A 22,871-nucleotide genomic window follows, 5' to 3' on the forward strand; every position below is an offset into this window, starting at 1 on the left:
CTCAGTGCTCGGTTCCCAGATAGGCGCCACGCACCTCGGGGCTGGCCTGCACCTCCTCGGGCGTGCCCTCGATCAGCTTGGTGCCGAACTCCATCACGACGATGCGGTCGGTCAGTCCCATCACGAATTCCATGTCGTGCTCCACCAGCAGAATGCTCAGGCCCTCGGCCTTGAGCTGACGCAGCACCTCGGCCAGGGCCTGCTTCTCCTTGTGGCGCAGGCCGGCGGCGGGTTCGTCCAGCAGCAGCAGGGAGGGGTCGGTGCACAGGGCGCGGGCGATCTCCATCAGGCGCTGCGGGCCCAGGGCCAGATTGCCGGCCAGCTCGTGCATCTGGCCCTGCATGCCGATGCGCTTGAGCTGCTTCTCGGCCTCGGCGAGCAGGCAGCGCTCCTCGGCGCGGTCCAGCCTCAGCATGGCGCGCAGCGTGCCGCTGCTGCTGCGCAGATAGCCGCCCAGCGCGACGTTCTCCAGCACCGTCATGTCGGCAATCATCTTCACATGCTGAAAGGTGCGCGACATGCCGCGCTCGGCGATGCGGCGCGAACTCAGGCCACCCACCGGCAGGCCGCGGAAGTTGACCTTGCCGCCGCTCAGGCTCAGCACACCCGAGACCAGGTTGAAGGTGGTGGACTTGCCGGCACCGTTGGGGCCGATCAGGCCGATGATCTCGCCGGCCCGGATCTTGAAGCTAACGTCGTTGACCGCCACCAGGCCGCCGAAGGTCTTGCGCACCTTGTCGACCTCGAGCAGCAGCTCGCCCGGTTCGGGCTTGTCGCGCGCCGGCAGGGGCGCGGCGCCATCCCAATCACGCGCCCTGCGGCGTGCCGGCAGCCAGCGTGCCGCCAGGCCTTGGAAAAAAGGCCACAAGCCCTTGGGCGCGTACTTGAGCATCAGCACCAACAGCACGCCCAGCACGATGATCTCGAAGTTGCCATTGCTGCCCAGCAGGCGCGGCAGCCACTCCTTCAGCTGGTCTTCCAGGATCTTCAGCACGCCCGAGCCGATGAAGGCGCCCCAGACCGTGCCGACACCGCCCACCACCGCCATGAAGAGGTACTCGATGCCCATCTTCAGCGCGAAGGGGCTGGGATTGACGGTGCGCTGGAAATGCGCAAACAGCCAGCCCGAGACCGAGGCCAGCATGGCCGCGATGACGAAGATGATGACCTTGTAGCGGAAGGTCGAGACGCCCATGGCCTCGGCCATCACGGTGCCGCCGTTGAGGGCGCGGATGGCGCGGCCGGGGCGCGAGTCGAGCAGGTTCTTCACGCCCCAGGCGCCCGCGAGCGCAAAGATCCACACCAGGTAGTAGAGCGCGCGGCCATCCTGCAGGCTGAGGCCGAACAGGTTCAGGGCCGGCAGGCCCAGGATGCCGTCGTACTTGCCGAGGAACTCGGTATTGGCGATCAGGTAGTTCAGGCTCAGCGCCCAGGCGATGGTGGCCAGCGGCAGGTAATGGCCCGACATGCGCAGCGTCAGCCAGGCGAGCAGCAGTGCGATCAGCACGGTGCAGGCCAGGCCGGCGAACAGGGCCAGCCAGGGCGAGATGCCATAACGCGTGGACAGCAGGGCCGTGGTGTACGCCCCCACGCCCACGAAGGCGGCCTGGCCGAAGGAGGTCAGGCCGCCCACGCCGGTGAGCAGCACCAGGCCCAGGGCCACGAGGGCGAACATGCCGATGTAGTTGAGCTGGGTGATCCAGAACTCGGGCACCGGCAAGACCGGCAGCATGAACAGCAGCAGCAGGCCCAGTGCGGGAAGAAGTTTGCGCGATTGCATGGCGATCAATGTTCTTCCGTGTGCGGGTCGCGCAGGCTGCGCCACAGCAGCACGGGCAGGATGGAGGTGAAGACGATCACTTCCTTGAAGGCGCTGGCCCAGAAGGAGCTGAAGGATTCCAGCAGACCCACCAGCACCGCGCCCAGGGCGGCGCCGGGATAGCTGGAGAGGCCGGCGAACACGGCGGCGACGAAGCCCTTCAGGCCGATCAGGAAACCGCTGTCGTAGAAGATCGTCGTGGTGGGGCTGATCAAGAGCCCCGAAAGAGCGCCGATGAAGGCCGCCATGGTGAACGAGAGCCGCCCCGCGGCGGTGCTGGAGATGCCCATCAGGCGCGCACCCAGGCGGTTCACCGCGGTGGCGCGCAGCGCCTTGCCATAGAGGCTGCGCTCGAAGAACAGCCACAGCATCAGGATCAGCGCCGCCGAGGCCAGGATGATGATCAAGGTCTGGCCCGAGAGCATCAGCGGGCCGGCGCTGAAGCTGGCATCCCAGAAGCTCGGGTTGCGCGAACCCTCGGCACCGAAGAACACCAGGCCCAGGCCGGTGAGCGCAAAGTGCACACCCACCGAGACGATCAGCAGCACCAGCACCGAGGCATCCGCCAGCGACTGGTAGGCCAGGCGGTAGACCAGGCCGCCCATGGGCGTGACGATGGCCAGGGTCAAGAGCGCCTGCAGCACCAGCGGCAGCTTCTGCGGTGCCGCCCAGAGCGCCAGCAGGCCGATCAGGAGCGCCGGCGCGGCGGACTTGAGCGCCGCCGCCACGGCACGCGGCAGGGCCTGCCCGGCACGCCAGCCGGCCAGCAGGTCCAGCAGCGCCACCAGGGCGCCCATGGCGATCAGGAAATGCACGGTCAGCGGGGTCTGGCCCAGCTGCAGGCCCGCCATGGTGAGCGCCCCGAAGGCGACGAATTCGCCCTGCGGAATGAAGATCACGCGGGTGACCGCGAACACCAGCACGGTGGCCAGCGCCAGCAAGGCGTAAATGGCCCCGTTGGTCACGCCATCCAGCATCAGGATGCTTGCTATCGAGAAGTCCATGAGCCCACTCTAAACAAAATGCCCCCAAGCACCCCTGGTACAGGGCCGCATTGACAAAGCGCAAATTTCCCAGCCGACCGGTCGGTCGAAATTGATTTGGGGTAAACGCCAGCAGACTTACCCAGGGCAGAGCCCGCTTCTGACACGAGACTGACGACCGGCAAATGTCGCCCGCGGCGCCTATGTCCGAGCACCTTGCTCGGGCTTGTGGCGCGAGATGCACGGCTAGACTGCGGCGATGCCCGACAAGATCCCAGCCCTCCAGATCGATGGCGCGCTCGCGCGTATCACCCTCAGACGCAGCCATGTGGCCAATCGCCTCGAACTGCAGGACCTGCAGGCGCTTGGCGCGCAGCTGCGCGAGGTGAATGCGAACGCCGCGGTGCGCGTGCTGCTGCTGCAGGCCGAGGGTAAGCATTTCTGCAGCGGCTTCAATATCGACGCCATGGAAGCAGTTCCCGGCGTGGACGCCGGGGCTTTGTTCGAGGCCCTCACCAACGCCTGGGAGAACGCCCGCCCGGTGACGGTGACTGCGATCCAGGGCGGCGTCTACGGCGGCGCCACCGACCTGGCCCTGGCCTGCGACTTCCGCCTGGGCGTGCCCAGCTGCGAGATGTTCGTGCCGGCCGCTCGCCTGGGCCTGCACTTCTACCGCGGCGGCCTGGAACGCTATGTGAATCGCCTGGGCGTGGGCGTGGCCAAGCGCGTGCTGCTGGCCTGCGAGACCCTGGATGCCCAGGCCATGCGGGATTGCGGTTTTCTGGACCAGCTGCTGCCCGACCGCGCCGCACTGCGGGCCGCGGCCGAGGAACTTTGCACGCGCCTGGCCGGCTACGCACCGCTGGCGCTGGCGGCCATGAAGCAGCACTTGAATGCGATCGCCAGCGGCCGGTTGGACGGCGCCCAGCTGCAGGCCGACATCGCCGCGTCCAAGGCCTCGCAGGACCTTGCCGAGGGCGTGCGCGCCTGGCAGGAAAAACGCGCACCACAGTTCCGTGGGTTTTGAACAACCGGATTGCCCCCAATCATGGCGGGCCGGCAATGGTGGAAAATAGAGCTTTGGACAGGTGCGCGGCCCAGATAGAGGAAAATCGGGGCTGACGCCAACCGTCTGGCATCAATACTCTTACTCTACTCAGGACCAGCGTGGCCAAGGACAGTACCAAAACCACCATCGAAGCCGATGGTTTGCGCTACCGATCAAAAGCACCCGGCTCGCCCTTTGCGGCGACCTCTTCCTTCGGCGCGGCCACCATGTCGTGCTTCCTCTGCGGCAAGCATCGCCCGCGCGCGATGCTCAAGTCCAAGAAGCTGCTGGGCAAGTCGCAGCCCGTCTGCGCGCCGTCCTGCAAGGAATTGGAAGAGCAGCTGAGCAAGAAGCCCTGAAGGAGGGAACGCCCGCTCAGCTCTGCCTGAAGCAACGCCCGCAGACCGCACGGTAGCGGGCGTTGCCGCCTATCTCCACCTGCGCCCCTTCGGTGATCTTGCGGTTGCTGGCATCCACCCGCATATTCATCGTCGCCTTGCGACCGCAGTCGCAAATCGTCTTCATCTCATCCATCTCGTCCGCCAGGGCCAGCAGCGTGGCCGATCCGGGGAACAGCTCGCCCTGGAAGTCGGTGCGCAGCCCGTAGCAGATGGCCGGCAGATTGCGCAGATGCGCGATCTCGTGCAGGGCCCAGACCTGGGCCTTGGTGAGGAACTGCGCCTCGTCCACCAGGATGCAGGCAATGCCCGGCTGCTCGCCCAGCAGGGCCTGGAAATCCGTCTCGGCGTTGAATACCTCCGCATGGCGCTGTGGCCCCAGGCGTGAGGTGACGACGCCATGCCCATAGCGATCGTCGACCTGGGCGGTGAAGATGCGCACACTGTGGCCACGCTCCTCGTAGTTATGCGCCACCTGCAGCAAGGCGGTGGACTTGCCGGCATTCATGGCGGCATAGCGGAAAAACAGTTTGGCCATCTTGGATCGGATGCGTGGAATGGGTGCGCCGGTTCAGCGGGCCTGCTGCTTGCGCGCCGCGCCCGCCGGGCGCTGCACAAAGGCCTGGCGCGCCTGCAGTTGCTGCTCGAACTGGCGCGCGATATTGCCGCAGACCAGATCGCAGAGTGCATAGACCGAGGGGTCGGCGATGCGATAGAAGACGCTGGTGCCACGCCCCTCGCGGCTGACGAAGCCCTGCTTGGTGAGCAGGTTCAAGTGGCGCGACACGTTCGCGGCCGTGCATTCGCAGGCAGTCGCCAAGTCACCCACATTGCGCTCGCCGCCGCGCAGCAGGTTGAGGATGCGCAGGCGCGTGGGCTCGGATAGCACCTGAAAGTAGCTGGCCACCTGGTCCAGTGCTTCGGGGGGCAGGTCTTGCATGGAACGCTTGCTCGGCTCGTGAACAGGCCGCCATGATGCCTGATGCCAAGCTCAGGCGGCGGTACTGCCTGTCGTCGGCCTGGCCAAGCTCCATTGCGAGAGCGGCATGTCCGGGGTCAGCGCGAGCACCCGACGGCTTGGCGCAGCCGTGGACCCGTCGGCGCCCTGGACCCAGGTCTTGCGGTTGGGCGGGGATTCGGCCGGCGCCAGCAGCGCCTTGATCGCCGCGTGCCCCGCCGCGCGAGCGGGTTGCGCACACATCCAGTTGAAGAACTGCCTGGCAGCAACCGGCGCGGCCACGCTGGATCCGCTCATGCGCACCAGGCCGCCCGACTCGACCCCCGCCGCACACAGCCCATCCGCAGTGCCCGAGGCATCGGCGCTGGCCAGGGCATCCACATCGCGCCGCCACGGCCATCTGGGGTCACCGCCGCGCGAACCATAGTCCGCCGGTTGACCATCCACCAGGCGACTCGCGCCAACCACCAGGCAATGCCGGCCGGTGGCGATGCCGTTGAGCGTGCCTCCCAGCAAGGCATTGCCGTCGTCGATGTCCTCCAGGCGCGACTGCATGAGGTCGCCACTGGCATTGGTGGGTTGATCACCCTGCACCCAGGCGAGCCAGTCCAGCGCCTGCTTGCCTTCGTTGACGAGTTGGACGCGCCAACGGCCCGGCATGCCGCTGCCGCGCGGCCCATCGCTTGGCGCCAGGGCGATCAGGCCACGCGCGCGCACCTCGCCCCGACGCGCTTGCACAAAGATGGCCGCCAAGGGTCGGCCGTCGCGCATCAACAGGCTGGCCTGGCCGGGCCGCACCGGCGCGGACTCCTGCCCATCGGGCGAGCGCAGCCGCAGGCTCGGTCCGGCCTCAGACTCGCCCGGCTCGGGCAACTCGGGCCACCAGAACTCCAGAAAGCTGTCGGTACTGTCGCCCGGCATGCTGCGCCAATAGAGGGTCGTGCCAGCCCCCGCGGCCAATTGGCCACCCGCATTGAAGGCCTGGCGAGCACCATTGCCGGCCGCAATCACGATATTCAGCGCACGCTCGCCAGGCTGGGTGAGCAGTTCGTCCATGGCCTGCTCCAGCAGCGAGCGGCCATCATGTGGCCCGGCCTGCACGCCCACGCTGAGATTGACGATCAGGCGCCCCGTCGGGTCGCTGTTGGCCATCGCATAGCGCAGGCCGTCAAGGATGTAGACCGCCGGCCCGCCACAAGTGCCGTCCTGGGCCTGCACATCGGGAATCGACACATAGACCAGCGCGGCAGCGCTCGCGCTGTCGGCCACTTGTGGCTTGGCACTGTCCCGGTAGGCCTGGGGCTCGGGCAGCCCGGCGGCACAGTCGAGCACAAAGCTGCCGTGGTCGCTGACGGGCACGGGCTCAGCTGGGGTACCGAAATGCCCCAGCTTGCGGTAGAGATCGGCTTCGCTATGGTGCTCGCGCTTGGCCAGCAGCGCGTCGATCTGTGGCGCACGCAGCTCGCGCCCATAGGCGGCAAAATCCGGGCCCTGCCAGGTGCCCGCCACGTTGCCATGGCCCTGATCCCAGAAGGCGGCGATGCGGGTATGCGCGGCGCCGTCGCCCGCGCGCGCATGGCGGAAGTTGGCATGCAAAAAGGCGCCACCGCCCTTGTCGATCACGGCCACGGTGTGCTGTGGCTGGCCGGCGGTCGCGGCCGGCCGCATATGGCGCTCCTCCACGGGTCCGGCGGCAATCGGCAGCGACATCTCGAGGGCCTCGATGCCCCGGCCCAATTCCTCGCTGAGCGCCTCGACCCGTTCGATGGGCACCCACAGGCAGGCAAATTGACTGTTAGGTTCCGGCGTGTGGCTGAAGATGCCAAAGCGATCTAAGCTCGCCCACGCAGCATCGGGTCGCCGCTTCACCAACAGGGGCAGCAGCCCCTTGCCATCGGCCAGGGCGGCATGGCCGCTGAAGCCGGTGCAAATGCTCCAGCATGCATAGGGATCGAAACCCGGCACCAGCCAGGCCGCCGCACCTGGCTCACTCCAGCGCGCCGGCGCCTGCATCATGGCCATTCCTTGCGCGCCTGGGCAAAGATTTCCGCCAGCAAGGGCAGGCACAGGGGCTGCGCGATCGCTTCATCCAGATAGCAACCGACGCCCGGGCCCGCGGCCATCGGATCAAATCCACCCTGCCCGCCCTGGGCGTCGGCAGGCAGGACGAAGCGGCGTGGCTGTCGGCGCCCGCCCGCCATCGCGCCCAGGCCCGCCAGCAGGTAGTCGGCGACCGCCTCGCCCAGCAAACGACCGGCCACCAGATCGATCGGAAAGTGCACGCCCGCAATAACGCGGTTTTCCGAGATTCGGCCGGCCAGCCGGCGCAGATAGGTGGCACCTTGATGGCCCTCGAAACCCGGCACCAGGGCGCTGAACAGCCGCGCCATCAGATGCGATTCCGCGGCGTGCCCGGCCGGCAAGGTGGCATGCTGCGGCACCTCAATGACGGGCTGGATGGCGGCCGAATACTCATGCGGACGCGGGCAGGCCAGCGCATGTTTGAAGCTCATCACCACCGCATAGGTCAGCGCCAGTGCGGTGTCGATGAATTCGATGCTGCGCTTGTGTCGCCCCGGTTGCAGGCCCACTACCGAGGCGAAGAACGGCCATGGTGCCTGGGTCTGCGCGATGATCTCGTTGAGGCGCGGTTCACGCCGTGGCGTCTGCGCCTCGACCAGCGGCAGTTGGGCCAGGAAATAGTCCGACTCGGGACGGGTCAGCGAGGCGATCAGGCCCGTCGGGCAGCTCAGCCTGGCCTCACCGGTCTTGCCGTCACAGCCGAAGCGCACCGAGCCCAGCAACTCAAAGGTCAGCAGGGCAGCGCGCGGTTGCTCCCCCCAGCGCAGCAGTGCGGCGGGCTGGTCCAGCGCCGGCATCTCGGGAGGCCCGCCGCGGTCGCCCGGGCCGCCCATGGCGTCCAGGCCACCGCCCTGCAGCAAGGCCAGCCTGGTCTCCACCAGCGCACTGCTGACCATGGGGTCTTCGCCCGGCCCGCCCGTCGCGGCCACTGCCTGCGCCTGGCTGAACGAGTAACCGGGGGCGTGCGCGAAGCGCCGCGAGAACGAGGACTGGTTCGGAAATGAAAGCTCGACGGTCGTGGCCATGCTTCACCTTCAGACGATGGCAGCAAGCGTTGCACCGGTGACGCCATCGCGGCCACCGCGCCCTGTTTCAATGCTCCGGCAGCCCCGCTTCGCGCAGTGCCTGCGCATAAGCATCCGCGTGCGCCGCCTGGCGCCCCGCATAGCGTTGCCGAAATTCATGCAGGCTGTAGCCGGGATTCAGCTTGAGCAGGCGCTGCACCGATTGGCGCGCCTCCGGCAACTGGCCGGCAAACACCTGTGCGATTGCCAGCGCCCGATAGGTCGGATAGTGGTTGCCGCGCGCGCGGATGGATCGCTGCGCCAGGTTCATGCATTCGTGCAAGCGCCCAGCGGCCAGCATCGCGTTGGCGGCGAAGGCGTCGTAGTAGTAGGCCCAGGGGTCCAGCGGTGAGAGCGACAGGGCCACGGCGGCGGCTTCGGCCGCGCGCTGGCCTTGGTCCTGGTAGCTGAGCAGGGCCGACTTGAACAGCCAGGCCAGGGCCTCGCTGGGGTTTTGCTGCAGGGCAGCGTCGTAGCGCAGCCGCGCGGTCTCGAGCTCACCGCGCAGAAAGCCTTCGACCAGCCCGTCCATCGCGAGGCTGAGCGCATGCTCGGGCTGCGCCTGCAGCGCCGACTGCGTGGCCGCATGTGCAGCCTCATAGCCCTCGTCGGCATGGGTCCACCCCTGCGCAACGCTCATCACATGCCATTTGGCCAACCAGGCCAGCGGCTCGGCGGCCCGCGGATGCAAGGCATGCACATGCTCCAGCAGCACACGCGCCTGCCGGAATGTGGGCGGCGACAGTTTGTGCAACTGCGTTATCCCGGCCAGCAACAGGCTGTAGTCCTGCACGCTGTCCCAGTTGGGCAGCTGGGCCGCGCGCAAGGCGCCGGACACCACCAAGGCATTGACGTCCTCGACCACGCGCCCAACCACCTCGGCGTCGCCGCGCAGCAGGTCACCGATGTCGCATGAGAGCCGCTCGGCCCAGATGGGACGGCCGCTGGCCACCTCGAAGAACTGCAGCTCCAGAAAGAGACGCTGCCCCATGCCGACGCTGCACTGCCCCCGCAACAGATGCGACGCGCCGAGCTTGGCACCGATGTCGGCAACCGCTTGCTGGCGATTCCTGAACGCGGCGCTGGAAAGCCTGGTGATGATGCGCAAATGGCTGGAGCGCGACAGCCCCGTGATCACGGCATCGGCGAACAGATCCCCCGCCACCGCGAACTGCGGCTCGCCGCCCAGCACCTGCAGGGGCAACACGGCAATGCTGGGCAGCAGTCCAGGGCCGGCGCGCTCGGCGGGCAACCAGGGTGCATCGTCCAAGACCCGAAACACATGGCAAGGGTCCAGCCCCACGCGCAAGCTGGCCTCGCCCTGATCTTCCAATTCCGCATCCAGGCGGGCGCTCACACCATCGCAGGCCTGAGCGGACAACCACAGGCCGCCCGCCTCGGCCAGCGAGGCCAGCCGGCGTGCCACGAGCAACTCGCTGGCATCGGCCTCCAGGCTTTCCGGCACGGGGTGGGCGTGCAGCCCAAAACGCAAGGCGATGTCGCCGGGTTTGCCGCTCATGGGCAGCAAGCCCTGGCGCAGCTTGCGCGCCAAGGCCAGCATGGCCAGTGGCGGGCCGTCGCGCAGCACGATGCAGTCGGGCGCTTCGCTGGCCACGCTGAAGCCGGGCTGGCTACCCACGGCCTCGTGGACCTGTTCGCGCACCTGGCGCCATATCACATGGGTACGCAGGGGCGGGGCATCATGTCCGGCGTCGGCCAGTATCGCCAGGCTGCTCATCGCGTGCTGCGATGCGCCGGCGTCCAGTGCATGCGACTCAGAGTAGCCTGTCTCCACAGCACCCCCTTGCTGAGGGCGATTGTGCGGGATACGCCCGAGCCACAGCAAGCCGTGGCGGTGCTTTTTAGACACGGCCGTAACCTTGGCCAGCCACATGCTGGTTGTTTATCGCATGACCCCCGGGCAAGCGAGATGGCGCTGTCACAAGCGGAGCGCCTAATATGAGCCGAGAGGGAAGCAAGCGACCACCATCACAACCGGGACCGACCGCACACAAGGCGGTACGGGCTCGAACCAGACAGCCACCACAATGAGCAAAGACACCTACACCAGCGTCAGCGAAGACGGCCTGCGCTATGAGTCGAAGTTGGGGGGATCACCGTTTCTGGGCAGCGGCCACACCCGCTCCTGCTTCAAGTGCGGCAAGCACCGCCCACCCACCAGCCTGCAGTCCAAGCGCATCCTCGGGCGCACCGAGGTGGTCTGCAAACCTGGTTGCAGCACGGGCAAGTAGCGCGCATTGACGACGCTGCGGTCACGGCAGCGGCTCGACTGAATGGGGTGAGATTTGCCAGGGCTGGCGCGGCATGGGCACAATGCCGCCTTTCCTGCTCACAAAGCCGCCAGCCGGCGCCATCCATGTCGTCTCCCAATCCGCAGCCCGCCGCGCCGGTCGATCAGAGCCCGGCCGCCTGCGCTGCCCAGCTCAAGCAACTGTTCCCTGCCTTGTTCAGCGGCGGCGCCAAGCCGCTGAAGCTGCGCATCCAAGCCGACATCCAGGAACGGGCGCCCGGCGTCTTCACCAAGCAGATGCTGTCGGCCTTTTTGCGCCGCTACACCGGTGGCACCGGCTACCTGATCGCGCTCAGCAAGGCCCAGCATCGTTTTGACCTCGATGGCCAGCCAGCCGGTGAGCTGAGCCAGGAACACCGCGATGCGGCCGTGCAGGAGCTGGCGCGCCGCCGCAATCTGACCGAGACACGCCGCGCCGAGGAAGAACAGCAGCAGCGCCAGCGCGCCCAGCTCCTGCACGATTTCTCGCGCACCACGCTGACACCGGCCAATTTCTGCGCCCTCAAGGGTATTGCCCCCGAGGCGCTGGAGCCCCTGCTGGAGCAGGCGCGTGAGGAAGAGAAGGCTCGTCGTGCCGTACCAACGCCGGTGCGCCGGCCGGCGCCGCGCCGGGCCGATCAGCGTCGGCCCAAGGCCAAGCCCGAGGCGCAGTAGCTCAACGCTGCGTCCAGATCACCCCGGCCACGATCAGCACCATGCCGATCACCGACACCGGGCCGGGGAACTCCGCGAACAAGGGCATGGCCATCAGGGCCGCCAGCACGGGGGCCAGCGCGCCACCCGTGGCCGCACGTTGCGCGCCCAGGCGCGCGATCGCGTAGGAATAGCACAGGGTGGACGCCAGCCCCACGCCAAGGCCCTGGATGGCACCGTGCAGCAGCATGTCGTGCCCCGACATGCTCAGCAGGCCCAGCGGCGGATGCAGCAGCAACCAGGGCGCCAGCAGCAGCAGCGACACGCACGAGATCAGCGCAGCCGCTTCGACGGGCGCCAGCTGAGCACGGCGCAGCGCCAGCGTGTAGTTGGCCCACATCAGACTGCCCAGCAGAAACAGGGCATAGCCCTGAGCGAGGCCACCATGGCCATGGTTAAAGGCCAGCAAGCAGGCTACGCCCGCGGCAATCATGACCAGTGGTGCTGGCTTGGACAAGGCGGCCCGACCAAGGCGCAGGGCGTTGAGCAGGGCCACGAACAGGGGAATGGTGCCTGGAATCAGGGTGCTGCCGTCCAGCACCGGCGCATGCTTCATGCCCCAACCAGCAATCAAGAAGTAAGGCAGGCCGGCACCGGCCACGATGCTCAGCCAAGCCGATAACGGCAGAGCGGCAAGGCGGCGCCAGCGCATCCACAGCACCGGTGCGAACACCAAGCCGGCCGGCAGGAATCGCACCAATGCCAGTTCGGCCGGCGCCAGTTGTGCACGCGCACCGGCGCGCAGCGAGACAAAGAAGCCGGCCCAGATCAACACCGTGACGCCCAGGGCGATCCAGCCCGCGGTATCGCGGCGCTCGCGACCGAAGCTGGCGCTCATGCCGGCGGTGGCGGGGACGGGGTGGGGAACTATTTGCATGTGGACCTAGGGTTACTACCAGAACGCATTTTCTCGAGCAAGCTCGAGCCGAATCGACCAGCTTTTCCCCATCGCTGCTTCATCTGCGCGCGAATTCACCAATGACTGCGAGAATCAGGCGTTTTCCCTCCAAGGAGGCACGCTGTGGATCGCATCGATGTGCAAATGCTCGAGTTGCTGCAGGCCGAAGGCCGGCTCAGCATCGCGGAGTTGGCCGAGCGCGTGGCGCTTTCACCCACGCCCTGCGCGCGGCGACTCAAGCGCCTGGAGGAAGGCGGGTACATTGCCGGCTACCGCGCCGTGCTGGACCGCCAGCGTCTGCAGCTCGCCACCACCGTGTTCGTGAACGTGCGCCTGATGCACCATCGCGAGGACGCGGTGCGCCTGTTCGAGGCGGCCATGCAGGCGATGCGTGAGGTGGTGGCCTGCCACGTCGTGTCGGGCGCACACGACTATTTGCTTGAGGTCGTCGTGCGCGACCTGCCCGACTATGAGCAGAGCGTGCGCAAGTTGCAGGCCCATCCCATGGTGCAGGACATTACCAGCAATTTCGCCATCCGCAGCGTCAAGAGCGGCGCGGCGCTGCCGCTCAAATCGCTGTGAGCCGCCGCGCCCTCTGCCCGCGCTGCGAGCGCCCACTGAGCGCCTGCCTGTGCGAACTGGTGCAGCCGGTGTCGAATCGGGTGCGGGTGCTGATCCTGCAGCACCCCTCGGAGAAGCGGCAGGCCAAGGGCACGGCGCGCCTGCTGTTGCTGTCCTTGCAGCATTGCGAGCTGCGTGTGGGCGAGCAGTTTGCGCCCGATCCAGACACAAATGGGCGCTACAGCCTGTTGCTTTACCCGAGCAGCCCCGCCGACGCGATGTTGCCGGCGGGTCCGCCACCGGACGTCACGCGTCTGACCCAGTTGGCAGGACTGCGGCTGATCGTGCTGGACGGCACCTGGCGCAAGAGCCGCAAACTGCTCTATCAAAACCCCTGGCTGCAGGCCTTGCCACGGCTGCCGCTACAGAGCCTGCCAGCACCGGCCTACCGCATCCGGCGCGCACATGCCAAGCATCAGCTCTCCACGCTGGAGGCCGTGGCCTGTGCCCTGCAGCAACTCGAGGGCAGGCCGGCGCACTGGCAGCCGCTTTGGCAGAGCTTTGAAGCCTTCATTGCGCGCGAACTGGAACGGCAGCGCCAATGAGCGCTACAGTCCGCGATCGAAAAATGCTTGGCAACCGAAACACATGCGCGCATTGATCAGCCCCCGCAGCACCGACGTGCGTGCCTGGGTCACGCCCGAGGACCTGAACGTGGCGCCCGAGTTGCTCGGCAAGCCGCTGGCCACGCCGGCCAAGCGGGCGATGGCAATGCTCATCGACCTGCTGTTGATCTCGCTGACATCCAATCTTGGCAATATCTGGTGGCTTTGTGCCACCGGCGTCGGTGGCTTGCTTTGGCTGCGCCGCAAGCCCGAGAAGCCACGCCGGATCGGCTGGGCCGTCGTCGCTGTGATGCTGGCGCTGGGGGCGCAGCAGACTTGGCAAGACCTGACCCGTGAACCGCACGCCGCCCGACCGCATGAGGCTGCGGAGTCGGCGAGCACGGATGACGAGGCAGACAGCAAGGACCGGCGCATCGCCGAACTGGAAGCCAAGCTCGCCAAGGAGCGCGCCAAACAACCGCTGGACTTGCGCGGCCAGATCAAGCACTGGATCGATGAAATCGGACTCAGCTACGGCTGGGCCTTGCTGTACTTCACATTCCTGCCGGTGGCCTGGCCCGGCCAGACGGCTGGCAAACGCCTGCTCGGATTGCGCGTGGTCGAGTTGACCGGCAAACCGCTGACGCTGATGACCTGCTTCAAGCGCTATGGCGGGTACGCCGCCGGCATGGCCACCGGCTTCATGGGTTTTCTGCAGATCTTCTGGGACAGCAACTGCCAGACCATCGAGGACAAGACGGCGCACACGGTGGTGATTGATCTGCGCAATCCTGCGCGCCTGGCCATGCAGGCAGGGGGCGAGGCAAACGCCGGAAACGAAAAAGCCGCTAGCAATTAGCGGCTTTTGACTTGGTTGCGGGGGCAGGATTTGAACCTACGACCTTTGGGTTATGAGCCCAACGAGCTACCAGACTGCTCCACCCCGCGACTGATCTGAACAAAAAAGCCGCCCGACTGGTGAGCGGCTCTTGCCGAACCGAAGTTCTGTTATTTGGTTGCGGGGGCAGGATTTGAACCTACGACCTTTGGGTTATGAGCCCAACGAGCTACCAGACTGCTCCACCCCGCGACTGAAGCTAGCAGTATAGCGCACTATTGCGAGTCTTGTCAGAGCCCGGCGGCTTCTAGCGAAGAAAGAAAGCGTGGCGCGTCCTGAAAACCAATCACGCGCACGCCCTGCAGTTCCTCACCGGCAGGACTGAAGAAGATGGTGCCGGGCGGGCCAAACAACTTGAAACGCTTGAGCAGTTCGCGATCGGTCGCCGAGTTGGCCGTGACGTCGGCCTTCAAGAGCAGCGCCTTCGCGAGCCGTTGCTGCACCGCGGGTTCACTGAAAGTGAAACGCTCCATCTCCTTGCAGGACTTGCACCAATCGGCGTAGAAATCAAGCATCACCGGCTTGCCGGCAGTCTTGAGGATCTGGTCGAGCTCGGCCACGTCGTGAACAAGCTTGAACGGCAAATCGGCCGATGCGCCCGCGGCAAGCGGGACCGCGCCGCTCTTGAGCGTCGACGCCTGCGCCAGGCTCACGCCACTCAGTGGCTTGAACGGATCGGTGCCTCCCGCGGCGGCCCCCACCCATTGCAACAGGCCAAAGGTTAGCGCCGCGAACGCGAGCGTCTTGCGCAACCATGCACGCGGGCCAGCACCTGCATGCCAGGGCTTGAACAGGCCCAGGGCCAGCGAGCTGCCGACCAGCAGGGCGCCCACAAGGGCCTGGTGGAGCGCGTCAGGCAGAACGGGCTGCACCGTCCAGAGCGCCACCGCCAATAGCAGCATGCCGAAGAAATGCTTCACGCCATCCATCCACGGCCCGGCGCGCGGCAGCAAGGTGCCCGCCGACAGCCCCAGCAGCAGCAGCGGCACGCTCATGCCATTGGCCATGGCATAGAGGGCCGAACCGCCCAGCACCACATCCTGGCTCTTGCTGAGATAGAGCAAGGCACTGGCGAGCACGCCCGTGACGCATGGGCTCACCAGAATCGCCGACACCGCCCCCATCAGGAAGACCGCCGCGAAGCGACCGCCCTCAAGCTTTTGCGTGGTGTCGTTGAGCCTGTTGGCAAAACGGCTGGGCAGTTGCAGCTCGTAGGCACCGAACATCGACAGCGCGAACAGCAGCAGGGCCAGGCCGAACACGATCAGCACCGGGGTGGACTGGAAATAGGCCGCCAGGCCCTCGCCCGCCAAGCCGGCCGCGATGCCCAGGGCGGTATAGACCAAGGCCATGCCTTGGGAATAGGCCAGCGCCAGCGCAAAGCCACGACCGCGCGAAACCTTGCCGCCGCCGCCCACGATGATGGAAGCCAGGATGGGCACCATGGGCAACACGCAAGGCGTCAACGACAGGCCGACGCCGCCAATGAAGAACAGGCCCACCACCAGCCAGAAGCGGCCGGACTGCAGCACCTCATCGAGCCGGTTAGCCGGCTTGTCGGCCGCACCGCTCGGTATCGACTTGGCCACAGTGTCTATGGCGGGCGACAACTCGCCGCTCCCGCTCGCCGCCCCAAAGCTGCCAAAGCCTTCGGCAGCAGGCAGCAGGCTCGCCGAGCCGTCGCCACCGAACTGCTTGAGCCTCAACGCGACGGGACGTGTCATGGGGGGGTAACACAGGCCCTTGTCGGCACAGCCCTGGCCGGTCACGCGCAGTTCAAGAATGGGCGCCCCCTGCTCGATCGCCACGCGCACCTTGAGGCCATCGCGGTAGACCTCGACTTCCTTCTGGAAGGTCTCGTCGTACTTCTTCTTGCCATCGGGAATGCTCACGGCGCCCAGTTGCCCGGCGCCCTGCAGTTCGAACTTGAACTGGTCGCGGTACATGTAATACCCGGGCGCAATGATGAAGCTGACTTCGGCGCTGCGTTCATCCACAGCGCGCACCGCCAGCTTGAAGGCTTGTTCGGGCTCGAGGAAATCATCGGCATGCACGGCAATAGCGGATGCCAGGCCGAGCAGTACGAAGAAGAATAGGCGACGCAGGATGGACATGAAGATCAGCAGGATGTGAGCTCGAATGCAGGCCTACGGCATGCCCGCTCAAGCGAAGCGCGCAGCTTAGCGCCATTCAAGACTGGCCGCCTTAGGTCTTACGGCAGACCTTGCTGCAGACGAAAAAAAGGCCAGCTGGTGCTGGCCTTTCTCGATGCGCGTTGCAGATGAATTTATTCTGCAGCGGCTTCCACGGTGGCTTCGGCCACTTCGGGGCGATCCACCAACTCGACAAACGCCATCGGAGCGTTGTCGCCGACGCGGAAACCCATCTTCAAGATGCGGGTGTAGCCGCCCGGACGGGTGTTGTAGCGCGGGCCCAGCTCGTTGAAGAGCTTGGTGACGATTTCGCGGTCGCGCAGGCGGGCAAAGGCCAGGCGGCGGTTCGCCACGGTAGCCACCTTGGCCAGCGTGATGAGGGGCTCAACGACGCGACGCAGTTCCTTGGCCTTGGGGACCGTGGTCTTGATGGCTTCGTGACGCAGCAGCGACACAGCCATATTGCGCAGCATGGCGGCGCGGTGCTCGCTGGTACGGTTGAGCTTACGGAGTCCGTTACGGTGACGCATGGTGCTTTTCCTTTCCTAAATAATCGCCGGCAGCCGTATCAGGTACTGCCGGGTGCACCGGCTGGGGTTGGTCAGCGCCCCAGCCACTTTCAAAACTACTTGTTAACGCTTGTCCAGGCCTTGCGGCGGCCAGTTTTCCAGGCGGGCACCCAGGGTCAGGCCGCGCGAAGCCAGCACTTCCTTGATTTCGTTGAGCGACTTGCGACCCAGATTCGGGGTCTTCAGCAGCTCGGTCTCGGTACGCTGGATCAGGTCGCCGATGTAGTAGATGTTTTCGGCCTTCAGGCAGTTGGCCGAACGCACCGTCAGCTCAAGCTCGTCGACCGGGCGCAGCAGGATCGGGTCGAAGCTGCTGGAGCGCTGGGCCGGCTGGTCGAAGGCGTCGACCAGGTCGGTGCCTTGCAACTGAGCGAAGACGGCGAGCTGTTCAACCAGAATCTTGGCCGAGGCACGGATCGCTTCCTCGGGCGAAATCGCACCGTTGGTTTCGATTTCCATGACCAGCTTATCCAGATCGGTACGCTGCTCAACGCGGGCGTTTTCGACGGCGTAGCTGACGCGGCGCACAGGCGAGAACGAAGCGTCCAGCACGATACGACCAATGCTCTTAGTCGGCTCGTCGCCGTAACGGCGCATCGTGCCGGGCACATAGCCACGGCCCTTCTCGACCTTGATCTGCATGTCCAGCTTGCCGCCTTGCGACAGATGGGCGATCACGTGGTCCGGGTTGATGATCTCGACGTCGTGCGGAGTCTGGATGTCGGCAGCCGTCACCGGGCCTTCACCTTCCTTGCGCAGGACCAGGGTCACTTCCTCACGGTTGTGCAGACGGAACACCACACCCTTGAGGTTGAGCATGATGTGAACGACATCTTCTTGCACGCCATCGATGGCCGAGTACTCGTGGAGCACCCCAGCGATCGTGACTTCCGTCGGCGCATAACCCACCATCGAGGACAGCAGCACACGGCGCAGGGCATTGCCCAGGGTGTGGCCATAACCGCGTTCGAACGGCTCCAGGGTGACCTTGGCGCGGTGACCGCCCAGGGGCTCCACATTGATGGATTTGGGTTTGAGCAGATTGGTTTGCATGAGGTCTTTCTTTCAATACCCTCGGTTCGTTACACCGATAAGGCTGATGGACCAACCGGGTGCAGGCCAGCAATAGCCAGACCCGGACGAGGAACAGCCGAGCAGGCCCCTCAGGAGCCGCTCGGCAGACACGGGTCGATTAGCGCGAGTACAACTCAACGATCAGCGATTCGTTGATTTCAGCACCGAATTCATCACGGTCCGGAGCCTTCTTGAACACGCCTTCTAGCTTGCTGCCGTCCACGGCAACCCAGGCCGGTAGGCCGATGGAATCAGCCAGCTTGAACGCGTCGATGATGCGCAGCTGCTTCTTGGCCTTTTCGCGCACGGCGACCACGTCACCGGCCTTGACCAGGTAGGAAGCGATGTTCACGACTTCACCGTTCACGGTGATGCCCTTGTGCGAGACCAGCTGACGTGCTTCAGCGCGCGTCGAGCCGAAGCCCATGCGGTAGACGACGTTGTCCAGACGCGATTCCAGCAGGGTCAGCAGGTTCACGCCGGTCGAGCCCTTGCGGCGCTCGGCCTCGGCGAAGTAGCGGCGGAACTGACGCTCCAGCACGCCGTACATGCGCTTGACCTTCTGCTTCTCACGCAGTTGCAGACCGAAGTCCGAGGTGCGCTGACCGGAAGTGCGACCATGTTGACCAGGCTTGGAATCAAACTTGGCCTTGTCGCTGATGGCGCGGCGGGCGCTCTTCAGGAACAGGTCGGTGCCTTCGCGGCGGGAAAGTTTGGCCTTGGGGCCGAGATAACGTGCCACTTTGCGTGTCCTTGTTCAATCTGACGCAGGTCTGCCGCAGTAAGCAGCTGAGCTTGCGCGAGTCCGGCCAGTGTTTTTCTAGGCTCGAACGGTGGTCTTAGGAGGCTTTCGAGACATCCGGGGGATGCGTCATGGGCCTCAGCAAAACAGCCGGCGCGGCACTTGCGTGCCCGCCGGCGCGGGGGTCAAAACCGCGATTATCGCACTAAAGACGAAATCTTAGATACGACGACGCTTCTGCGGACGGCAACCGTTGTGCGGCACCGGCGTCACGTCGGAAATCGAGTTGATGCGGATGCCGAGTGCAGCCAGGGCACGAACCGAAGACTCACGGCCAGGGCCGGGGCCCTTGATCTTGACGTCGAGGTTCTTGATGCCTTGTTCCTGAGCGGCGCGGCCCGCCACCTCAGCAGCCACCTGGGCAGCGAAGGGCGTCGACTTGCGCGAACCCTTGAAGCCCTGACCACCCGACGAAGCCCAGGACAGGGCGCCGCCTTGACGGTCGGTGATGGTGATGATGGTGTTGTTGAACGAAGCGTGGACGTGCGCAATGCCGTCGGCAACGTTCTTGCGAACCTTCTTGCGAACGCGCTGGGCAGCCGAGTTATTGGGTGCTTTTGCCATGATGAGCTTTCTTCAGTGGGGCCGCGCGTTACTTCTTGCCGGTAGCGGCGGACTTACGCGGACCCTTGCGGGTACGTGCGTTCGTACGCGTGCGCTGACCGCGCATCGGCAGGCCACGGCGGTGACGGAAGCCGCGATAGCAGCCCAGATCCATCAGACGCTTGATGTTGATCGACATCTCACGGCGCAGATCGCCTTCGATGGTCATGCGACCCACTTCGTCACGGATCTTTTCCAGATCAGCGTCGGTGAGGTCCTTGACCTTCTTGTCGAACGGAATGCCGCAAGTGGTGCAGATCTTCTGTGCGGTCGTACGGCCAATGCCGTAGATCGAAGTCAGACCGATCTCAGTGTGCTTTTGCGGCGGAATGTTGATACCAGCAATACGTGCCATGTGCGTCCTCTAATTCGCTCGTGTCGTGCAGCAATCAGCCTTGGCGCTGCTTGTGGCGCGGATCTGTACAGATCACACGCACCACGCCCTTGCGGCGGATGACTTTGCAATTGCGGCACATTGCCTTGACGGATGCCGAAACTTTCATGGTCTGCTCCTTGACCTACTCATTAACGCTCAAACAGCGTGCCCGGGGAAACCTTAGCTCACTTCGCCCGGAACACGATGCGAGCACGACTCAAATCGTACGGCGTCAGCTCCACGGTCACTTTGTCACCAGGGAGGATGCGTATGTAGTGCATACGCATCTTGCCGGAGATGTGACCGAGAACGACATGGCCGTTCTCCAACTTCACTCGAAACGTAGCGTTGGGGAGGTTCTCCAGAATCTCACCCTGCATCTGTATGACGTCGTCTTTCGCCATGCCTACGCTTCTTGCTCAGTTGGTCTAATTCACCTTCAGGTCGGCCTTTCAGCCAGCCTTGAAATTTGCCTTCTTCAGCAGCGACTCGTACTGCTGACTCATCACGTAAGACTGAACCTGGGCCCAGAAGTCCATGGTGACCACGACGATGATCAACAGGGAGGTGCCGCCGAAGTAGAACGGAACGTTGTACTTCAGCGTCAGGAACTCAGGCAGCAGGCACACACCGGTGATGTAGATGGCGCCAGCCATGGTCAAACGCGACAGGATCTTGTCGATGTGCTTGGCGGTCTGCTCACCAGGACGAATCCCGGGGATGAAGGCGCCGCTCTTCTTCAGGTTGTCTGCGGTCTCACGGCTGTTGAACACCAGCGCCGTATAGAAGAAGCAGAAGAACACGATCGCAGCAGCGTAGAGCAGCACATAGATCGGCTGACCCGGACGCAGCATGTCAGCGATGTCCTTCAACCAGCGCATGCTGTCACCCGTGGCAAACCAGCTCACCAGCGTGGTCGGCAACAGGATAATCGACGACGCGAAGATCGGCGGAATCACACCCGACATGTTCAGCTTGAGCGGCAGGTGCGAAGACTGACCACCGTAGACCTTGTTGCCGACCTGGCGCTTGGCGTAGTTCACCAAGATCTTGCGCTGACCGCGCTCGACAAACACCACCAGATAAGTCACGGCCACGATGATGGCAGCCACGATGAGGAAGGACACAGGGCCCATCGCACCGGTACGCACCAACTCCAGCAAGCCACCAATCGCGCCAGGCAGACCCGCGGCGATACCGCCGAAGATCAGGATCGAGATCCCGTTGCCCAGACCACGCTCGGTGATCTGCTCGCCCAACCACATCAGGAACATCGTTCCGGCCACCAAGCTCGTCACCGCGGTGAGGCGGAAACCAAAACCAGGCGCAATCACCAGGCCAGGCGAACTTTCAAGCGCGAGCGCAATGCTCAGCGATTGGAAAATGGCCAGACCCAGCGTGCCGTAACGCGTGTACTGCGTGATCTTGCGACGCCCTGCTTCGCCTTCCTTCTTCAGCGACTCCAGCTGCGGCAGCACATACGTCATCAACTGGATGACGATGGAGGCCGAGATGTAGGGCGTGATGCCCAGCGCGAAGACGGTGAAGCGCGACAACGCACCGCCCGAGAACATGTTGAACAGGCTCAGGATGCCACCCTCCTGACCCTTGAAGAACTGCTGCAGCTGCGCCGGATCGATACCAGGCACGGGGATATGCGCCCCGAGTCGGTACACCACCAGCGCCAGCAGCAGGAACACAAGCCGGCGACGCAAGTCGCCGAACTTGCCGCTCTTGGCCAGTTGGTTTGCGTTGGTAGCCACTCGCCTGATCCCTTGCCGCCTTAGGCGACCGAGCCGCCAGCGGCTTCGATGGCCGCCTTGGCACCAGCCGTCGCAGCCACGCCCTTGAGCGCGACCTTGCGGCTGATGGCGCCCGACAGGATGACCTTGACGTTCTTGGCCAGCTCGGGCACGAGGCCCACGGCCTTGAGCGTCAGCACGTCGATTTCATCGCCAGCCAGGCCTTGCAGATCGCTCAGCGTGATTTCGGCGTTGAAGGGACGAGCCAGCGACTTGAAGCCACGCTTGGGCAGACGACGCTGCAGGGGCATCTGGCCGCCTTCGAAGCCGACCTTGTGGTAGCCACCGGCGCGCGACTTTTGACCCTTGTGGCCACGGCCGGCAGTCTTGCCCAGACCCGAGCCAATGCCACGGCCCACACGACGCTTGGCGTGCTTGGCGCCAGCGGCAGGCTTGATGGTATTGAGTTGCATCTTGTTGTCCTTAGTCCGTGATGTGCTTAGAGCACTTGCACGAGGTAGGCGATCTTGTTGATCATGCCGCGAACCGCGGGCGTGTCTTCCAACACGCTGGTGCTGTTCATCTTGCGCAGGCCGAGTCCAGCCACGGTGGCGCGGTGCGATGCACGCGTACCGATGGGGCTGCGAACCAGCTTGACCGTCAGAGTTTTCTTGTCAGACATGTGTCTCTCCAGTGCAGCGATCAGCCGACGATGTCTTCGACCGACTTGCCGCGCTTGGCTGCCACTTCGGCTGCCGTGGTGGAGCGCTTCAGCGCGTCCAGCGTGGCGCGAACCATGTTGTAGGGGTTGGTCGAACCGTGGCTCTTGGTCACGATGTCGGTCACGCCCATCACTTCGAACACGGCACGCATCGGGCCACCAGCGATCACGCCGGTACCAGTCTTGGCCGGGATCATCATGACGCGGGCAGCGCCGTGCTCGCCATTCACGCTGTGGTGAATGGTGCCGTTGCGCAGGTTCACCTTGACCATATTGCGGCGTGCCGACTCCATGGCCTTCTGCACGGCGACCGGAACTTCCTTCGCCTTGCCCTTGCCCATGCCGATACGGCCGTCGCCGTCACCCACCACCGTCAGCGCTGCGAAAGACAGCGTGCGGCCGCCCTTCACCACCTTGGTGACGCGGTTGACCGCGATCATCTTTTCCTTCAGGCCGTCGTCATTGCCTTCAGTCTGCGCACGTGCTTGAAACTTTGCCATTTCGAATTCCTTT

The 22,871-nt window shown here is 65.0% G+C and carries 27 protein-coding genes and 2 tRNA genes; 7 read left to right on the top strand and 22 right to left on the bottom strand.

Annotated elements, in window-relative coordinates:
* Nucleotide 1 precedes the first annotated feature (1 nt).
* Together WG898_RS02550 and WG898_RS02555 are read right to left on the bottom strand one after the other, a co-directional pair.
* Nucleotides 2-1,780 (bottom strand): branched-chain amino acid ABC transporter ATP-binding protein/permease, encoded by a 1,779-nt coding sequence (locus WG898_RS02550; RefSeq protein ID WP_339601212.1) that lies wholly within the window; start codon nucleotides 1,778-1,780, stop codon nucleotides 2-4.
* A gap of 5 nt (nucleotides 1,781-1,785) precedes the next feature.
* Nucleotides 1,786-2,823 carry a branched-chain amino acid ABC transporter permease gene (locus tag WG898_RS02555; RefSeq protein ID WP_339601213.1) on the bottom strand — a complete coding sequence of 346 codons (1,038 nt, stop codon included), beginning with the start codon at nucleotides 2,821-2,823 and terminating at the stop codon, nucleotides 1,786-1,788.
* 238 nt (nucleotides 2,824-3,061) lie between these two features.
* On the opposite strand from WG898_RS02555, the gene WG898_RS02560 reads away from it, so the two are divergent.
* Both WG898_RS02560 and WG898_RS02565 read left to right on the top strand, forming a co-directional pair.
* Nucleotides 3,062-3,829 carry an enoyl-CoA hydratase/isomerase family protein gene (locus WG898_RS02560; protein WP_339601214.1) on the top strand — a complete coding sequence of 256 codons (768 nt, stop codon included), beginning with the start codon at nucleotides 3,062-3,064 and terminating at the stop codon, nucleotides 3,827-3,829.
* Nucleotides 3,830-3,969: 140 nt separating this feature from the next.
* Nucleotides 3,970-4,209 (top strand): hypothetical protein, encoded by a 240-nt coding sequence (locus tag WG898_RS02565; RefSeq protein ID WP_285235132.1) that lies wholly within the window; start codon nucleotides 3,970-3,972, stop codon nucleotides 4,207-4,209.
* A gap of 16 nt (nucleotides 4,210-4,225) precedes the next feature.
* Here the strand turns inward: WG898_RS02565 and WG898_RS02570 are convergent, their stop codons facing one another.
* From WG898_RS02570 to WG898_RS02590, 5 genes are all read right to left on the bottom strand, one after another.
* Nucleotides 4,226-4,786 (bottom strand): thymidine kinase, encoded by a 561-nt coding sequence (locus tag WG898_RS02570; protein ID WP_339601215.1) that lies wholly within the window; start codon nucleotides 4,784-4,786, stop codon nucleotides 4,226-4,228.
* A gap of 33 nt (nucleotides 4,787-4,819) precedes the next feature.
* Nucleotides 4,820-5,188: an ArsR/SmtB family transcription factor gene (locus WG898_RS02575; RefSeq protein ID WP_339601216.1), complete on the bottom strand. Its 369-nt coding sequence runs from the start codon at nucleotides 5,186-5,188 to the stop codon at nucleotides 4,820-4,822.
* Nucleotides 5,189-5,239: 51 nt separating this feature from the next.
* Nucleotides 5,240-7,228 (bottom strand): S8/S53 family peptidase, encoded by a 1,989-nt coding sequence (locus WG898_RS02580; RefSeq protein WP_339601217.1) that lies wholly within the window; start codon nucleotides 7,226-7,228, stop codon nucleotides 5,240-5,242.
* The gene (locus WG898_RS02585; RefSeq protein ID WP_339601218.1) at nucleotides 7,219-8,313 is read right to left on the bottom strand and encodes a phosphatase PAP2 family protein; all 1,095 of its coding nucleotides are present in this window, start codon (nucleotides 8,311-8,313) and stop codon (nucleotides 7,219-7,221) included. Before WG898_RS02585 ends, WG898_RS02580 begins: the two co-directional genes overlap by 10 nt.
* A gap of 67 nt (nucleotides 8,314-8,380) precedes the next feature.
* A complete protein-coding gene (locus WG898_RS02590) occupies nucleotides 8,381-10,147 on the bottom strand; it encodes a hypothetical protein (protein ID WP_339601219.1) in 1,767 nt (588 codons plus the stop codon).
* Between the two features lie 253 nt (nucleotides 10,148-10,400).
* On the opposite strand from WG898_RS02590, the gene WG898_RS02595 reads away from it, so the two are divergent.
* Nucleotides 10,401-10,604 carry a hypothetical protein gene (locus WG898_RS02595; RefSeq protein WP_339601220.1) on the top strand — a complete coding sequence of 68 codons (204 nt, stop codon included), beginning with the start codon at nucleotides 10,401-10,403 and terminating at the stop codon, nucleotides 10,602-10,604.
* Between the two features lie 125 nt (nucleotides 10,605-10,729).
* Entirely contained in the window at nucleotides 10,730-11,317 is a 588-nt protein-coding gene (locus WG898_RS02600; protein WP_339601221.1) for a ProQ/FINO family protein, read from the top strand.
* 1 nt (nucleotide 11,318) lies between these two features.
* Here the strand turns inward: WG898_RS02600 and WG898_RS02605 are convergent, their stop codons facing one another.
* Nucleotides 11,319-12,233, bottom strand: a complete 915-nt coding sequence (locus WG898_RS02605; RefSeq protein WP_339601222.1) for a DMT family transporter — start codon at nucleotides 12,231-12,233, stop codon at nucleotides 11,319-11,321.
* A 144-nt stretch (nucleotides 12,234-12,377) separates the two neighbouring features.
* Between WG898_RS02605 and WG898_RS02610 the strand changes: the two genes are divergently transcribed.
* From WG898_RS02610 to WG898_RS02620, 3 genes are read left to right on the top strand one after another with little or no spacing between them, the layout of a single operon-like run.
* A complete protein-coding gene (locus WG898_RS02610) occupies nucleotides 12,378-12,836 on the top strand; it encodes an Lrp/AsnC family transcriptional regulator (RefSeq protein WP_339601223.1) in 459 nt (152 codons plus the stop codon).
* Nucleotides 12,833-13,420, top strand: coding sequence for a tRNA-uridine aminocarboxypropyltransferase (locus WG898_RS02615; RefSeq protein ID WP_339601224.1), 588 nt, complete (start codon nucleotides 12,833-12,835; stop codon nucleotides 13,418-13,420). The genes WG898_RS02610 and WG898_RS02615 overlap by 4 nt, the downstream gene beginning before the upstream one ends.
* Nucleotides 13,389-14,279, top strand: a complete 891-nt coding sequence (locus WG898_RS02620) for an RDD family protein (RefSeq protein ID WP_339601225.1) — start codon at nucleotides 13,389-13,391, stop codon at nucleotides 14,277-14,279. The genes WG898_RS02615 and WG898_RS02620 overlap by 32 nt, the downstream gene beginning before the upstream one ends.
* A 12-nt stretch (nucleotides 14,280-14,291) precedes the next feature.
* On the opposite strand, the gene WG898_RS02625 is transcribed toward WG898_RS02620, so the two are convergent.
* The 14 genes from WG898_RS02625 to rpsE form a co-directional block, all read right to left on the bottom strand.
* A tRNA-Met gene (locus WG898_RS02625) sits at nucleotides 14,292-14,368 on the bottom strand.
* 65 nt (nucleotides 14,369-14,433) lie between these two features.
* Nucleotides 14,434-14,510 (bottom strand) — tRNA-Met (locus tag WG898_RS02630).
* 38 nt (nucleotides 14,511-14,548) lie between these two features.
* Nucleotides 14,549-16,432: a protein-disulfide reductase DsbD gene (dsbD, locus tag WG898_RS02635; protein WP_339601226.1), complete on the bottom strand. Its 1,884-nt coding sequence runs from the start codon at nucleotides 16,430-16,432 to the stop codon at nucleotides 14,549-14,551.
* A 173-nt stretch (nucleotides 16,433-16,605) separates the two neighbouring features.
* Entirely contained in the window at nucleotides 16,606-17,001 is a 396-nt protein-coding gene (rplQ, locus tag WG898_RS02640; RefSeq protein WP_285235122.1) for a 50S ribosomal protein L17, read from the bottom strand.
* A gap of 102 nt (nucleotides 17,002-17,103) precedes the next feature.
* On the bottom strand, nucleotides 17,104-18,093 hold the full coding sequence (locus WG898_RS02645) for a DNA-directed RNA polymerase subunit alpha (protein ID WP_285235121.1): 990 nt from the start codon (nucleotides 18,091-18,093) through the stop codon (nucleotides 17,104-17,106).
* 139 nt (nucleotides 18,094-18,232) lie between these two features.
* A complete protein-coding gene (gene rpsD, locus WG898_RS02650; RefSeq protein ID WP_339601227.1) occupies nucleotides 18,233-18,856 on the bottom strand; it encodes a 30S ribosomal protein S4 in 624 nt (207 codons plus the stop codon).
* 219 nt (nucleotides 18,857-19,075) lie between these two features.
* A complete protein-coding gene (gene rpsK, locus WG898_RS02655; RefSeq protein WP_056194196.1) occupies nucleotides 19,076-19,480 on the bottom strand; it encodes a 30S ribosomal protein S11 in 405 nt (134 codons plus the stop codon).
* Nucleotides 19,481-19,508: 28 nt separating this feature from the next.
* Nucleotides 19,509-19,874, bottom strand: coding sequence for a 30S ribosomal protein S13 (gene rpsM, locus WG898_RS02660; RefSeq protein WP_124448784.1), 366 nt, complete (start codon nucleotides 19,872-19,874; stop codon nucleotides 19,509-19,511).
* Between the two features lie 34 nt (nucleotides 19,875-19,908).
* Nucleotides 19,909-20,022: a 50S ribosomal protein L36 gene (gene rpmJ / locus WG898_RS02665; RefSeq protein WP_077036445.1), complete on the bottom strand. Its 114-nt coding sequence runs from the start codon at nucleotides 20,020-20,022 to the stop codon at nucleotides 19,909-19,911.
* A gap of 58 nt (nucleotides 20,023-20,080) precedes the next feature.
* Nucleotides 20,081-20,299: a translation initiation factor IF-1 gene (infA, locus tag WG898_RS02670; protein WP_009855680.1), complete on the bottom strand. Its 219-nt coding sequence runs from the start codon at nucleotides 20,297-20,299 to the stop codon at nucleotides 20,081-20,083.
* Between the two features lie 48 nt (nucleotides 20,300-20,347).
* Nucleotides 20,348-21,658: a preprotein translocase subunit SecY gene (secY, locus tag WG898_RS02675; protein WP_285235119.1), complete on the bottom strand. Its 1,311-nt coding sequence runs from the start codon at nucleotides 21,656-21,658 to the stop codon at nucleotides 20,348-20,350.
* Nucleotides 21,659-21,678: 20 nt separating this feature from the next.
* Nucleotides 21,679-22,110, bottom strand: coding sequence for a 50S ribosomal protein L15 (rplO, locus tag WG898_RS02680; protein WP_285235118.1), 432 nt, complete (start codon nucleotides 22,108-22,110; stop codon nucleotides 21,679-21,681).
* Between the two features lie 26 nt (nucleotides 22,111-22,136).
* On the bottom strand, nucleotides 22,137-22,319 hold the full coding sequence (gene rpmD / locus WG898_RS02685; RefSeq protein ID WP_285235117.1) for a 50S ribosomal protein L30: 183 nt from the start codon (nucleotides 22,317-22,319) through the stop codon (nucleotides 22,137-22,139).
* Between the two features lie 20 nt (nucleotides 22,320-22,339).
* A complete protein-coding gene (rpsE, locus tag WG898_RS02690; RefSeq protein ID WP_339601228.1) occupies nucleotides 22,340-22,858 on the bottom strand; it encodes a 30S ribosomal protein S5 in 519 nt (172 codons plus the stop codon).
* Nucleotides 22,859-22,871: the final 13 nt, after the last annotated feature.

The organism is Paucibacter soli (assembly GCF_037482845.1).
Lineage (GTDB): Bacteria > Pseudomonadota > Gammaproteobacteria > Burkholderiales > Burkholderiaceae_C > Paucibacter_B > Paucibacter_B soli.

Bases quoted from the DNA above. Each gene is read 5' to 3' on its own strand.
- dsbD (WP_339601226.1), bottom strand. From the start codon at position 16,432: ATGTCCATCCTGCGTCGCCTATTCTTCTTCGTACTGCTCGGCCTGGCA.
- rpsK (WP_056194196.1), bottom strand. From the start codon at position 19,480: ATGGCAAAAGCACCCAATAACTCGGCTGCCCAGCGCGTTCGCAAGAAG.
- WG898_RS02580 (WP_339601217.1), bottom strand. From the start codon at position 7,228: ATGGCCATGATGCAGGCGCCGGCGCGCTGGAGTGAGCCAGGTGCGGCG.
- rpsM (WP_124448784.1), bottom strand. From the start codon at position 19,874: ATGGCACGTATTGCTGGTATCAACATTCCGCCGCAAAAGCACACTGAG.
- WG898_RS02575 (WP_339601216.1), bottom strand. From the start codon at position 5,188: ATGCAAGACCTGCCCCCCGAAGCACTGGACCAGGTGGCCAGCTACTTT.
- WG898_RS02555 (WP_339601213.1), bottom strand. From the start codon at position 2,823: ATGGACTTCTCGATAGCAAGCATCCTGATGCTGGATGGCGTGACCAAC.
- WG898_RS02600 (WP_339601221.1), top strand. From the start codon at position 10,730: ATGTCGTCTCCCAATCCGCAGCCCGCCGCGCCGGTCGATCAGAGCCCG.
- rpmJ (WP_077036445.1), bottom strand. From the start codon at position 20,022: ATGAAAGTTTCGGCATCCGTCAAGGCAATGTGCCGCAATTGCAAAGTC.
- WG898_RS02645 (WP_285235121.1), bottom strand. From the start codon at position 18,093: ATGCAAACCAATCTGCTCAAACCCAAATCCATCAATGTGGAGCCCCTG.
- rplO (WP_285235118.1), bottom strand. From the start codon at position 22,110: ATGCAACTCAATACCATCAAGCCTGCCGCTGGCGCCAAGCACGCCAAG.
- WG898_RS02585 (WP_339601218.1), bottom strand. From the start codon at position 8,313: ATGGCCACGACCGTCGAGCTTTCATTTCCGAACCAGTCCTCGTTCTCG.
- rplQ (WP_285235122.1), bottom strand. From the start codon at position 17,001: ATGCGTCACCGTAACGGACTCCGTAAGCTCAACCGTACCAGCGAGCAC.
- WG898_RS02570 (WP_339601215.1), bottom strand. From the start codon at position 4,786: ATGGCCAAACTGTTTTTCCGCTATGCCGCCATGAATGCCGGCAAGTCC.
- rpmD (WP_285235117.1), bottom strand. From the start codon at position 22,319: ATGTCTGACAAGAAAACTCTGACGGTCAAGCTGGTTCGCAGCCCCATC.
- WG898_RS02595 (WP_339601220.1), top strand. From the start codon at position 10,401: ATGAGCAAAGACACCTACACCAGCGTCAGCGAAGACGGCCTGCGCTAT.
- WG898_RS02605 (WP_339601222.1), bottom strand. From the start codon at position 12,233: ATGCAAATAGTTCCCCACCCCGTCCCCGCCACCGCCGGCATGAGCGCC.
- WG898_RS02560 (WP_339601214.1), top strand. From the start codon at position 3,062: ATGCCCGACAAGATCCCAGCCCTCCAGATCGATGGCGCGCTCGCGCGT.
- infA (WP_009855680.1), bottom strand. From the start codon at position 20,299: ATGGCGAAAGACGACGTCATACAGATGCAGGGTGAGATTCTGGAGAAC.
- WG898_RS02550 (WP_339601212.1), bottom strand. From the start codon at position 1,780: ATGCAATCGCGCAAACTTCTTCCCGCACTGGGCCTGCTGCTGCTGTTC.
- rpsE (WP_339601228.1), bottom strand. From the start codon at position 22,858: ATGGCAAAGTTTCAAGCACGTGCGCAGACTGAAGGCAATGACGACGGC.